Below are 13,827 nucleotides of genomic sequence, written 5' to 3' on the forward strand. Positions count from 1 at the left end.
TCCAGTATCACAAGAGGCTCACTCACCAAGTGCGAAAGTACGTTTTAACCCAGTTTATGAAGATGAGAAAACTATTCCCTCTCCTTCTGCTTTGCCTTTTCACGCTGGCGGCGCAAGCCCAAAACCCGATTGTCCCCTATACCATCCATTTCACAGACATGCGCCTGACCATTAAGGAAGACGCGCGCGTAGAGATTCAGAAGATTGTGGACGGTCTGGTCAAGCACCCGGGGTACTTCCAGAAGAAGGTAGAACTGGCTGATGCCTACTTCCCGCACATTGAGCAGGCCTTCAAACAAGAGAACCTGCCCTCAGATTTTAAATATTTGGCCTTGCAGGAAAGCGGGCTGGTATCTGACGCCGTGTCTACGTCCAATGCCGTGGGCTTTTGGCAGTTCAAAGAAACATCGGCTACGGAGTTGGGCGTGCGCGTGAACTCACAGGTAGATGAGCGCAAGCACATCATTGAGTCCAGCCGAGGCGCCGCCAAGTACCTTCACCGCAGCAACAACTACTACAAGAACTGGTTTAACACGCTTCTCTCCTACTACCAAGGTTTGACCGGCACCAAAGCCCTTACTAAGACCTCAGACATTGGGGTGAAGGAAATGGATGTGACCTCGCAGACCAACCGCTATTTATTGACCTTCTTGGCGCACAAGGTGGCCTATGAGAACGCCATCGGCAGAAACCCGAAGCCCAGCCTAGCCTTGCAGCCCATGAAAGTCTCTTCGGGCCAGAGCCTGACAGAGATTGCCATGGCCGCTCAGGTAGAAGCTGGGCAACTGGAGCAGTACAACAAGTGGCTCCTGGCCTCTACCGTGCCCGCCGACAAGGATTACTACGTGATGGTACCGGTGTTCAACGGCACGCCTACCACGGGCGTATTGGCGCAGGACAACCAGAGAAGCGGTCCTTTGCAGAAACTGAAGGATTTAACCGAGTCCATCACAGGCAAAGAGTCTAAAGAAGAACTGGAGGCCAAAGTTTCTAAGCGCCGCGCGCAGTTCACCAACTCCAACGGCCTCAAAGCCATCATTGCGCAGGTAGGTGACACCAAAGACGTGCTGGCCTTGCAGGCAAACCTGTCTACGCGCCGTTTCCTGAAGTACAATGACATGCGCAGCTTTGACGAGATTGTACCGGGCCGCATCTATTACCTGCAAGCCAAGCGCACCAAGGCAGACACCGAGTACCACGTGGCCCGTACTGGCGAAACCATGCATGATGTCTCTCAGAAATACGGCATCAAGCTCAGCAACCTGTTGCGCAAGAACCGCATGAAGAGAAACGAGGCCCTGCTGGTAGGCAGAGTCTTGTGGCTGCAACAGACGCGTCCAAGCAACATTCCGGTAGAGGTTAGACATTTGAACGAGGATGTGGCGCCAGTAGTGGCCACGGCTACGCCAGCCGCTAGCGCTGCCGTGCAAACCCCGGCTGCTTCCGTAACGCCGGCTAAACCACAGGATGGTGCCATTTCCATTATGGTGGAAGACACCGTGGGCATGACAACCAAGATTTCTGGCAATACGCCCGCGCCCAAACCCACCATGGACAGCGTGATTGTCACTACTACCGTCACAACCAATGCCGTGTTGTACCCTACCAAAACCTTAGGCAACGGAGCCCGCCCAGAAAGACCTATTGAGGTAAAATCACCGGAGGTGAACGGCAGAGAAGTCTTGACTCCTTCTACCACTGCAACCCCAGCTACTCCGGCTAAACCGACGGCTCCGGTGTCCAATGCCTCTTTCCACGTGGTGCAGAAAGGCGAGACCCTGTATTCCATCTCCAAACTCTATAACGTGTCCATGGAGAACTTGCAGGCCTGGAACCAGTTAACCGGCGGGCCTTTGTCGGTGGGCAAGGAATTGTCTTTGAAAGGACCGGCGTCATCGGTAGCGATAGCGGCCACTCCAGCCATGACCGCCACTGAGGCCAAAGTCGCCGCCCGTGAGCACTTGGTAGTAGCCGGCGAAACGTTGTATTCCATTTCCCGAAAATATGGCGTCACCATTCAGAACCTATTGGAGTGGAACAACTTGACGGACAACAGCCCGGTGTCCATCGGGCAGAAGTTGGTAGTAGTGGGACCGGCAGAGGAAGAAGTGACCCTTTCAGAAACCAAACCGGCACCCGCTGTTATGCCGATGGCTGCACCCGTAAAATCCGCCACGGGCACTATCACCCACAAAGTAGCCGCCGGCGAGTCCATGTACCAGATTTCGCGCAAGTACGGCGTGACCATCAAGGAAATCATGGAATGGAACAACAAGGCAGATTTCAACGTGACCTTAGGCGAGAACCTGACCATCAAACCGAAGACCACTTCTAACTAAGACTATTTTATTCTCTCCAAGAATCGGCCTGGCAATTGAATATGCCAGGCCGATTCGTTTTTAGGTTATTTTCTTAGAAACAAGCCAAAAACGGGCTACACTTTTTCCTGCCGGGGCGGCGTGGTCAACTGGGTGGAAGACCGCAGGCCGGTGGCAATTTCTGGTAATATGCCCAGGCGCTGGTAGATGGGTTGCACCATGGCGCGCAGTTTGGGGAGCATGAGCGCAAATGGTAGAATAGTCAAGAGACCGATGATGCCGCAGGTCATGAGTGTGTAGTGGACTCCGTACTTCTCGGCTGCCCAGCCCGCCAACAGACTGCCAATGGGCGCCATCCCCATGAAGGCCATGGAATAGAAGCTCATCACGCGGCCCCGCTTGTCATCGTCCACAATGGTTTGCAACAGCGTGTTGCTGGAGGCCATCTGCAGAATCATGCCCAGCCCGGTGAAGAAGATGCAAACCAAGGAGATGACCAGCGTTTGCGAGAAGGAAAAGCAAATCAGACCCACCCCAAACAGCACCGCCGCGTCCACAATGACCTTACCCAAGCCCACCACCGTTTTTCGGGCGGCCAAGTACAGAGCGGCACACAAGGCTCCCACGCCCGAGGCTCCCATGAGCAGACCCAACGTGCTGGCATCGCCGTGCAAGACGTCCCGCGCAAACACGGGCATCAGGACGCTAAACGGCATCCCAAACAAACTCAAAGAAGCAATCAACAGCAGAATGGTCCGGATGGGCGCAAACCCGAAGGCGTAACTAAACCCTTCGCCCAGAGACTGGAACACATTCTCCTTTTCCGTTGCTTTGATGAATGTTGGCAAGCGCAAAAGAAACAAGGAACCTAACACCGCCAGATAACTCAACGCATTGATGAGAAAACAGACGCCCTCCCCTACCGCGGCAATGAGCGCCCCCGCCACCGATGGCCCCACCAACCGCGCCATGTTGAACATAGAGGAGTTGAGCGCGATGGCGTTGCTCACGTCTTCGCGCTTGTCTACCAGTTGAATGACCAGGGATTGGCGCGCGCTCATGTCAAAGGCGTTCACAATCCCGGCGAAGGCACCCAATAGCAGAATATGCGTGATGGTTATGGCGTCTGTGAGCACCAGAAACGCTAGGATGCTGGCCTGCAGCAACAACAGAAACTGAGTGACCAAGAGTACGCGGTGGCGGTTGAACCTATCAGAAATGACGCCGGCAAACGGACCCAGCACAAACGACGGAATCTGGTTGGCAAAACTGACCATACCCAGCAGAAAGACAGAATCTGTGAGGCGGTACACCAGCCAACTCATGGCCACCTGCTGCATCCAGGTTCCAATCAAAGAGACGCTCTGCCCGGCAAAAAACAAGCGGTAGTTGCGGTATTGCAAGGCCCTGAACATGCCAGCCAGTCTGGAAGGCTGCGTGGAAGAGATACTTTCTGCCATAATCTAAGTAGCGGAATACGCCAGAAAGGTGTACGTACCCGCCGTGGCCAAGGGTAGAAAAAACAGGATACTTTACTCCTCCTGAAAGGCACCTGAGCTTACACTTTATGTATGATTTTCAACCCAAGCCCAAGGCGCGCGTATTGACACCAACCACCAACAATGCGTTGAGGGCTGTTGTGCCTTCTGCTTTGGTGCCTGTGTATCCGTTTCAGAAAATAGTTTATCCAATGTTTTGTATCTATTCATCCAGATTATGCAAACATGACTACATCGTCTAAAAAACCGAAAGCATCTCCTAAACCTATCAGAGGCCCCTTGCCCAAGGGAAAAATTCTGGCCATTGGCGGCAAAGAAAACAAAGGCGCTGACAAAGCCGAAGGCAAGGACAAGAACATCAACTTTATTAGCGAGCAGATTCTCAAGCGCTTTGTACATGAGCTAAAAGGAGACAACCCCACCGTAGTGGTCATCCCCACCGCCTCTAATGAACCCGACGAATCTGCCCAAGACTACGTCAAACTCTTCACAGATCTGGGCGTGCACCACCTGCTGGTGATGGACGTTAGAACCAGGGCTGATGTCTACAACCCTGAGTTTCTGAAGATGATAGACAAAGGAGACGGCTTCATGTTCACGGGCGGCGACCAGCTTCGGCTCACGGCCATTTACGGCGGCACCGAGATTCTGAACCGGCTCAAAGAACGCTACATGCGCGAAAACATCATCATTGCCGGCACCAGCGCCGGGGCGGCGGCCATGTCCACGCCCATGATTTTTGAGGGCGAGTCGGATGGTGGGTACATTAAAGGCGATGTGCGCATGACAACTGGGCTGGAGTTCATCAAGAACGTGGCCATTGACACGCACTTCCTGACCCGCGGCCGCATTGTGCGCATGACCCAGGCCATTGCCACCAACCCAGAGTGCATCGGCATTGGGCTGGAAGAAGACACCGCCATCCTGGTCACCGAAGGGGGCAAGGTGGAAGTGGTAGGCAGCGGTCTCATCACCATTGTGGACGGCATGGGCATGACCGAAACCAACATCTTTGACATTGAGAACGGCCAACCCTTCACGGCCAAAGGCTTGCGCGTCCATCTGCTAGGCGATAAGGACGAATACCTCATCCCCACATACAACCGCACCCAAGTAGTATAACAGAAAAGCCGTTTTTGGCCTGATTTCCGGAAATCAGGCCAAAAACGGCTTTTTAAATATTGTCCTAAAACTTACTGCACCTCGTCGCGGGCAATACGTTTGTCCATCCAGAACGTCCCAAATGGAACCAGCGAAGAGATGAACGCCAAGGTCACTTTCCAGAAAGACCATTTATACTGTATCCAAACCTGAAGCAGTAAGGCCACAAACAGCACAAACAACACGCCGTGCGCCCAGCCCATGTATTTTACGGGCTCAGGAATACCCATCATGTACTTCATGGGCATGGCGATGATCAATAACAACAAGAATGAGATACCTTCTATGATAGCGATAGACCTAAAGCGGTCAAGGGTAGTAGAAAACGAAAGAGCCATAACTGTGTAAGATTGAATCACAAAGGTACATCACGCGCCGGTAATCATCCCTTTCCCCAAACGATTTCCCTTCTCAAATCTTATTCTCTCCCGCTTAATTCCTACTAATTTTCAGCCCCATCGTTTTTGGCCTCCTTTCCAGAAAACAGGCCAAAAACGATGCACCCATAGAGCAACTTTTACCCAAGCTTCCGGTGTTTTCTTTGTATCTTCGTAGTCCGCTCCGGCGGGTTTTAGAGGTGGCTTTGCGGTCATTTCTAACTCATAATTTCTAATTTCTAATTACCCTGTCGTGCCAGATTTTTCCCACCTCCATACCCATACCCAATACTCGTTGCTAGACGGGGCCGCCAGCATCAGCGGACTCATGAAAAAGGCGCAGGCCGATGGCATGAAAGCCGTCGCCATGACCGACCACGGCAATATGTTTGGGGCGTTCAACTTTGTGGCCGAGGCCAATAAGTACAACGTGAAACCCATTGTGGGCTGCGAGTTCTACCTGGTAAATGACCGTCACCAAAAGACGTTCACCAAAGAACAGAAAGACGTACGTCACCACCAGTTGCTCTTGGCCAAAGACCAGGAAGGCTACCAGAACCTGGCCAAGCTCTGCTCCTACTCTTACATTGACGGCTTATACAGCAAATGGCCCCGCATTGACAAGGAACTGCTGGTCAAATACCACAAAGGTCTTATCGCCACCTCCTGCTGTATTGGTGCCGAACTGCCCCAGGCCATTCTCTGGAAAGGCGAGGAAGAGGCTGAGAAACTCCTGAAATGGTGGCTGGATTTGTTCGGCGATGACTACTACATTGAGATTCAGCGGCATGGGCTCATGAACATTGACAACACCGGCCTGTCTCAGGAAGACGTAAACCAGGTGTTGCTCAAATTTGCCATCAAGTACAACGTCAAGGTTATCTGTACCAATGACTCTCACTACGTAGAGCAGACCGACTGGAACGCGCATGACATTCTGTTGTGTGTGAACACTGGTGAGCAGGAAAGCGTACCGGTAGGCGATTTCCAGACGCAGTACTTCAGGATGATGTCGGGTAGCGGTGAGGTGATTTATGATACCCTAACTAACATTAGAAACTCTTACGGCCACGACGAGAACGTGCGCCGGATGCTCTACCGCATTGAGGAAGAACAACAGAAACCGCGTCCGCAGGACCGTTTTGGGTTCCCGAACGACCAGTTCTTCTTTAAGTCACAAGCTGAAATGAACCAGCTGTTTGCGGACGTGCCCTTTGCAGTGGACAACACCAATGAGATTGTAGACAAGATTACGCCGCCCAAGCTTCAGCGCGACATTCTGTTGCCCAACTTCCCGCTCCCTCCGGAGCACCCTACGGCAGATTTGTTTTTGCGTCACTTGACCTTTGAAGGAGCCAAGAAGCGATACCATGAGATTACCGCAGAAGTTAAGGAACGCCTGAACTACGAGCTGGGCATCATTGAGACCATGGGTTTTGCGGGTTACTTCCTTATAACCCAGGATTTCATCAACAAAGGCCGAAGCATGGGCGTAGCCGTTGGTCCGGGCCGGGGTTCAGCGGCGGGTTCTGCCGTGGCCTACTGCGTGGGTATCACCAACATTGACCCCATCAAGTACGCCCTGCTGTTTGAGCGTTTCCTGAACCCTGAGCGGGTGTCCATGCCCGATATTGATATTGACTTTGATGACGTGAACCGCCAGCGCGTGATAGACTATGTGGTAGACAAATACGGCAAGACGCAGGTGGCCCAAATCATCACCTTCGGTACCATGGCCGCCAAATCTTCTATCAAAGACGTGGCCCGCGCTATGGACTTGCCTTTGTCTGAGGCCAACGAACTGGCCAAAATGGTGCCTGAGGTGCCCGGCACTACGCTGGCCAAGGCGTTTATTGAATCGCCGGAACTGGCTTCTATCAGAGATGGCAACGACCTGCGCGCTAAAGTTTTGAAACTAGCCGAAAAGTTGGAAGGTTCGGTGCGTAACACCGGTATTCACGCGGCGGGCGTGATTATTGCGCCAGATGACATCACCAATTACATTCCGGTGTCTACCTCCAAGGACTCAGACCTGTTGGTGACGCAGTTTGACGGGAAGGTGATTGAGAGTGCGGGCATGCTGAAGATGGACTTTTTGGGCCTGAAAACCCTGTCCATCCTCAAAGACGCCATGGCTTTGATTAAGCGCAACCATGGGGTGGAGATTGACATCGACAACATTCCGCTGGATGACGAGAAAACCTACGCCCTCTACCAGCGCGGCGACACCATCGGCACGTTCCAGTTCGAGTCCGAGGGCATGCGCATGTACCTCAAAGACCTGAAGCCCACCAACATTGAAGACTTGATTGCCATGAACGCCTTGTACCGTCCGGGCCCGATGCAGTTCATCCCGAACTTCATTAACCGGAAACAAGGTCGTGAAGAAGTGGAATACCCGCACATCTTGCTGGAGCCGCTCCTGAAGAACACCTACGGTATCATGGTGTACCAGGAGCAGATTATGCAGACAGCGCAGGTATTGGCGGGCTACTCACTGGGTGGTGCCGATTTGCTCCGCCGGGCGATGGGTAAGAAGGACATGAAGAAAATGGCCCAGGAACGCGAGAAATTCGTGGCTGGGGCCAAGGAAATTCATGGCATTCCAGCCAAGCAGGCTTCTGAGGTATTTGACGTGATGGAGAAGTTTGCGCAGTACGGCTTCAACCGCTCGCACTCCGCCGCCTACTCGGTAGTGGCTTACCAGACCGGTTACCTCAAAGCGCATTACCCGGCAGAATACATGGCCGCCGTGCTCACCCACAACATGAACGACATCAAGAAGGTGACGTTCTTTATTGAGGAAGCGCGCAAACAGCAGATTCAGGTGCTGGGCCCCGACGTAAACGAATCCATCCACCAGTTCAATGTGAACCAGCAGGGGCAAATCCGTTTCGGGATGGGCGCCGTGAAAGGCACCGGCGAGGCCGCCGTGGAAGCCATCATTGAAGAGCGCGAGAAAACCGGCCCGTACACCGATGTCTTTGACTTCGCCAAACGCGTGAACCTGCGCGCCGTGAACAAGAAAACCTTTGAAAGCCTAGCCCAAGCCGGCGCATTTGACTCGTTTGAACGCTACCACCGCGCCCAGTACATAGAAACCCCTCCCGGCGAAACCATTAACCTACTGGAGAAGGCCGTCCGTTTCGGGAACCAGTTTCAGGCCGAGAAAAGCGCCGCCCAGCAGTCGCTGTTCGGTGGTGGCGGAGCCGTGGACATGCCGTTGCCGAAGGTGCCTGATGTTCAGCCCTGGTCTTTGACCGAGATGCTTCGCCGTGAGAAAGAAGTGATTGGTTTCTACCTGTCGGGCCATCCGCTGGACCAATTCAAGTTGGAGATTGACTCGTACTGCACCTGTAGCCTGGACCGCATTGAGGAATTCAAAGGCCGTGACGTAAACGTGGCCGGTATCATCAGCAACGTGGTCATGCGCACCGGTAAAAACGGCAACCCGTTCCTACTCTTCTCCCTGGAAGACTATGACAACACCATGGGGTTGGCTTTGTTCGGTGAGGACTTCGTAAAGTTCTCTTCTTATGTGAAAGAGGGTATGTACCTGTTCATTCGGGCCAAAGTAACCCTGCGCTACAAGTCTGAGGACCAGTGGGAGTTGAAACCGCTCTCCATGCAACTGCTCAGCGATGTAGCCGAGAAAATGAGCAAAGGTGTGCGCATGGACATCGACATCCGCAACATAAACGCCATGCTCATTGACCGTCTGGAAGAAGCCGCCGTCAACAGCCCCGGCCAAAAGAAATTGGAGCTGGTCTTGACGGAACCGGGGGAGAGGTTGGCGGTAGAGTTGTTCTCTAGAAAGTATAGAATTGACCCGAAGGTGTTCCTGCAGAACGTGAAGGACTTGGAAGTGGCGACGTGTCAGTTGATTTAATCTTTAGCTAATAGCCATTTCGTTTGTCTAGCATTACTTAAAACAATAAACCCTAGGTGAGCTATCCTCACCTAGGGTTTATTGTTTTAAGTAATAAGCAGTAGCTATTTATCTGTTTACTAACTTATTATTCTAAGTCATGAATTTTATGGCTTCTTATAGCAAGATATTAGAGCTATTCCGACTACCTAATGCTAAACCACTCAACAAATTTGATTAGATAGATTTAACTACATAGGCAGTAATCACACTGCATAGCAATTCAAGACTTACAAGCTATTGTAATAAGTGACAATTTTTGCAAGTGCTTTCTCATCTAGCATATTAATTTTTTGCAGTTGCATATATTTCTCTATTTCAACCGCCTTATTGCTTAGAGTTGTAAGGACAGATTTTTTTACAGTTCTGGTATTTACCATTTCGCCATCTCTCAAAACATAATATTTTTCTTTTGTTTTGAATACATTAGTAGGAGTAGTAGCGCTTGGGGATCGTTCTGCCACAATGGTTTTGAAAGTCCGTTTCAGTAACTTGGTATTTCCATCAGCAAGCACTTCATAATATGTCTCTGCATTTGCATCATCTATGCTAGGGAAACCATTTCTAAAAACTCGCTCTTGCCCCTTCTCCTCATTAGCCCCTTGGCTCAAAGTGAATTCTGTAACAGGGAATTGAAAGGTTTTTACTTCGTTATTGTCAGTCAACAAGAAAACCTGGTTGTTTTCTACGTTATACTTCAATTTCAAATCGGTGTAGTTGCTGCCATCGGCTAGCTTAACTTTTCCAGAAGCCCATTTGTCAGACAGAAAAGGCGACCCTCCCACCCCAGTGAAAGAATTGCCGTTATAGTTTGCATCCTTTAAGTTAGAGGACACGATCATACCCTTTACTTGCCCCTTTACATGTGTACTTATTATCCAAAGCACAAAAAACAGCGAACAGAATTTTATTAGATTTCTTTTCATATAAACTAGGATTGCTAAATAGCAGGAACAAACATATACTACCTCTAAAGATATTAAATATTAGGATTAAAAGAGCTGATAATCAAACAAATTACATTTTCCACAATCACTCTTCTAGCTAATTTATTCTCTTCTTCGTTGTCCCTTCCCTAAGAAACGCTTACCTTTGTGTCAAACCTTCGGGTTCTTGGCTTTTCCGGTTTAAGTTGGCTTCCACCTCTTTTACTAGAAAAGCCAAGTTTTTTTATAAGTATTTCATACACAGCATAAGAATGCTGTGTATGAAATACTTATAAAATCCTTTAAACTAAAAAGCAGGCCTGAGCAATCAGGCCTGCTTTTTAGTTTAAAGGATCTGCTTAGTTCGCTAGTTTCACCAACTTCATTTCCATTTTCTTTTCCTTGCTCTGTATGTCCACCACCATATTATACCCAGGTTTGGCTGGGTAGATATAGCAGTGAGAAGCTTTAGTAGACGTAACATCTAGTTGATCAACAGTAAACTTCTTGGCAGGCGTCTGCACCGCGTTCATCAACATTTTCTTGGTCTTTTCACCTTTCTCTTTATCAAAGTTAAAATAGGCCACGCTAAAGGAAGAGGCGTCTTCACTCACTTGCGTAAATTGATAGTCAAAGCCACTATACAGCTTGATCATGTGGCCCAGAATACCGGCGCTCATCATCTCAGCTCCAGAAGGTAGAAACACCTTAGATTTGTCTTTGGCGAAAAACTCTACCTGTTTCAATTTGTAATCAGCATCAATCCCGAAGATAAGCATATTGCCCACCACGCCGTGCACAGTGGTTACACCCAGTAAGGCTGAGGTGGCAATACTGGCTCCTCTGCCGGCAATCTTGTATTGCTCAGCCACTAGGTACAAGTTTCCATCTCCTCCTCTAAATACGCGGTGAATGTAATTGACATAGTTTTCTGCTAGGCTAGCTTTGGCTGCAGCCGGCAACAGTGAACGCACTTCATTGTCCCAAGCATAGAACTTTGCAACTTTCTGTTCTCCCTGAGGCGAGAAACGCTTTACAAAGAAGCCCATGCTGGTGTTCACAAAAGGTTTGTCTTTTAAACGATAATATTCACCTACCACTAAGAATTCATCTTTGGTTTTGTCATAGTTGACTGAACTCATAGAAAGCTGTTCTGTGGCTGACGCCTCCACAAGTTTCTCAAATAGTTTCTTACCAGTCTCAATGTCAAAGGCCGCTATGAAAAAGGTCATTTTCTGAGACATCATCCCAGACTTACGGGCAATGGTAGCCACTAGGTATTTCTCAGTAACCTCATTTACCATGACAGAAAGATTGTCCTTTTCTTTCTTATCAGTCTCATATTGCCATTTTAGGTTAAGGTTGTTGTCATACATCTCCAGCGCAAAACCTTGTTGCACCATACCGGTATAACGATTCCTGATAAATCCTTTGTTAGGTACCGGATATAAATTAAAGCCAGCCATTGGGTGATTTGACTCCTCTGTGGTAGAAGCCATGTCTTGCCCAATCATCATTCTGTCTAACTTAGAAACGTTGTCTATCTGTTTGCTGGCAATTTTATTAAGTCCTGCATCATACGTCTCTAACTCAACCTTATTTTCTTTTAGGTTATAGAAATAAAAGCCAAAGGTATTGCCGTTAAACCCGTTTTCTAAAAGAAAATGGCTGTTGCGGGCTTTTTGCAGGGTTACGCTTTTCACCTTGTTCAAATCTTGGTCAAAGAAGTCGATCCCATAGTTATCTAGGTTTCTAGCAGCCTTGTCTGCTTTGTAATACATGGTATAGCCACGTACTACATGGCTATCATAAATGGGAGTTAATGCGTTTTTGGGCATGTTGGTAAAGCCCTCCATAGAATAGGATTGACTAAACCCCGCCGTGGCAGAAAGTAAAGACAAGCTGAAAGTAAGCGCGCGTAATAAGTGTTTCATAAAGGGCGGTTGTGGAATAGTTTTTATTAAAGTTTAGGTATAAAATATTTTTTGAATCTTCCGTTTTTATACTGTGTATAATAAGCAGCTTGCGCTTCTGTAGCTTTGCTAACATCATTCTGCAGAATGGCCCACGCATACTGGGCCAACAAGGCATACTCATTTCCCTGGCTTTTTATTGGCGCCTTCTGTTGATAACAACTGCTCAGTCCTTTAAAATCAGATAGGTTGAGCAAGTGCAGGAATTGCAACAACTCTTTTAAATTGTTGGGTTGCTCATCAGAGACATTAGACACTACATCTGCAAATTGGTGCCGCTCAAAGTGGTCCTTGAATTGGTGTAGACACAACATGACCATAGCCTGTAAGTAGTCATCATTAGGCGAGGCGTTTAATTGCAAGAGAGCCTGGTAAAGCGCATAGTCATACCGCTGCATATCAAACCAGCTCTGTACAATCTCACGGTTACAATTTAGCTGTAAAGCACTTAATTCTTGGGAAATATGGGTGGCAAATTCAGTTGTAATGCTAGTACGCAGCGCCAACTCCTTTATGTACCCCATCCGCTTTTTACAGTCTGGATGCGTTTTCAGGGTGTCACTCATCTCATAGTCCTTCACCTCAGGGATGACCGCAAAAATGGATTTCGGCTTTTGTTTTTCAGAGGGTGGCAATTGAAAACTCTGGCAGCTAAACCAGCTATTTAATTCTAACGGACGCTGGTTGGCTGGGGCGTCCATTTTGTCCATCAACTGTAGAGCGGTGTATGCCTGCGCCGGGTCAAAATCAGTTTTCAAGAGCATGGTAAATGCCAGAGAATCTGCTTGCTTCTCATGCCCGCGCCGATGGAAGTTGTTGTTCATGGAGAACTTTAGGGCCAGGTTTTCTAGTTTAGAATGAGTGTTGTATACCTGCCTTACAATCTGGCGGACCTCTTTTTGGTGCTCTTTGTCATATAAGGCATCTAGGGTTTGCTTTATTCCCGTTTGCATGTGTTGAAAATACACGTGCGCCAACTCATGGCTAATCACAAACGCCACTTGGCTTTCATTCTCTAAACGCGCCAGCAAACCCACATTGAAGACAATGGTTCCGTTAGACAGGGCAAACGCATTTTCTATTGGGCTTTTAGAAAGAATCAATTGAGATGCGGGTAGTCCTGGATTATTCTTAACAATACGCTGGTAAATATTCTGGATAAAAGGATTCAGTTCTTCATCTAACAGCGCAGAGTACCTTACTCTATTGTAAGCATAGGCAGCACTCTCATCTACAATCCTTTTGAAATGATTACGGTAGGTAACCGAGCTGCTCTTGGGCAGTGGCATGGAAGTTTTGACACCTGCCTTTTGCGTCAAGGCCAAGGTGTGCAATTGTACAGTATCTGGAGAATAAAATGGGAAATACACCTTTGTCTGTGCTGAACCCACTACAGACAAACCCAACAATAGAAACAGAAATATACCTGAGCGCCAACCTTTACGCGTAGCCCCTACCAAAACAGCCAACATGATTTTGTGATTTTTATCTCTTAAAATTATCACAATTCCTTTGGATTGTTATTAGCTCCCTCTAAAATAAATTTATGGTAAAGTAGGGTTCAGAAAAGAGGCAGCATAGAATATGGAAGTTTATCCATCTGGTAGTCATTATAATAAATTAAAAGCCGAAGCCAGCAGATTAA

General features: G+C 48.8%; 8 protein-coding genes. 3 read left to right on the forward strand and 5 right to left on the reverse strand.

Annotated elements, in window-relative coordinates; all coding sequences use genetic code 11:
- The first annotated feature begins 62 nt into the window (after window positions 1-62).
- The gene (locus tag TH61_RS02565; RefSeq protein ID WP_071887885.1) at window positions 63-2,339 is read left to right on the forward strand and encodes a LysM peptidoglycan-binding domain-containing protein; all 2,277 of its coding nucleotides are present in this window, start codon (window positions 63-65) and stop codon (window positions 2,337-2,339) included.
- A 95-nt stretch (window positions 2,340-2,434) separates the two neighbouring features.
- Here TH61_RS02565 and TH61_RS02570 read toward each other — a convergent pair whose 3' ends face one another.
- Window positions 2,435-3,778 carry an MFS transporter gene (locus TH61_RS02570; RefSeq protein WP_066505489.1) on the reverse strand — a complete coding sequence of 448 codons (1,344 nt, stop codon included), beginning with the start codon at window positions 3,776-3,778 and terminating at the stop codon, window positions 2,435-2,437.
- 318 nt (window positions 3,779-4,096) lie between these two features.
- On the opposite strand from TH61_RS02570, the gene TH61_RS02575 reads away from it, so the two are divergent.
- Entirely contained in the window at window positions 4,097-4,939 is an 843-nt protein-coding gene (locus TH61_RS02575) for a cyanophycinase (RefSeq protein ID WP_231862287.1), read from the forward strand.
- A 71-nt stretch (window positions 4,940-5,010) separates the two neighbouring features.
- Here the strand turns inward: TH61_RS02575 and TH61_RS02580 are convergent, their stop codons facing one another.
- A complete protein-coding gene (locus tag TH61_RS02580; protein ID WP_066505493.1) occupies window positions 5,011-5,316 on the reverse strand; it encodes a DUF3817 domain-containing protein in 306 nt (101 codons plus the stop codon).
- Window positions 5,317-5,608: 292 nt separating this feature from the next.
- Here TH61_RS02580 and dnaE point away from each other — a divergent pair, with 292 nt between their 5' ends.
- Window positions 5,609-9,244 (forward strand): DNA polymerase III subunit alpha, encoded by a 3,636-nt coding sequence (gene dnaE / locus TH61_RS02585; protein WP_066505495.1) that lies wholly within the window; start codon window positions 5,609-5,611, stop codon window positions 9,242-9,244.
- 269 nt (window positions 9,245-9,513) lie between these two features.
- Here the strand turns inward: dnaE and TH61_RS02590 are convergent, their stop codons facing one another.
- From TH61_RS02590 to TH61_RS02600, 3 genes are all read right to left on the reverse strand, one after another.
- Window positions 9,514-10,119 carry a hypothetical protein gene (locus TH61_RS02590; protein ID WP_231862288.1) on the reverse strand — a complete coding sequence of 202 codons (606 nt, stop codon included), beginning with the start codon at window positions 10,117-10,119 and terminating at the stop codon, window positions 9,514-9,516.
- Between the two features lie 449 nt (window positions 10,120-10,568).
- Window positions 10,569-12,143: a DUF6770 family protein gene (locus tag TH61_RS02595; protein WP_066505501.1), complete on the reverse strand. Its 1,575-nt coding sequence runs from the start codon at window positions 12,141-12,143 to the stop codon at window positions 10,569-10,571.
- 26 nt (window positions 12,144-12,169) lie between these two features.
- On the reverse strand, window positions 12,170-13,654 hold the full coding sequence (locus TH61_RS02600; RefSeq protein ID WP_066505503.1) for a M48 family metallopeptidase: 1,485 nt from the start codon (window positions 13,652-13,654) through the stop codon (window positions 12,170-12,172).
- Between the last annotated feature and the right edge of the window lie 173 nt (window positions 13,655-13,827).

The sequence above is a fragment of the Rufibacter sp. DG15C genome, from assembly GCF_001577755.1.
Lineage (GTDB): Bacteria > Bacteroidota > Bacteroidia > Cytophagales > Hymenobacteraceae > Nibribacter.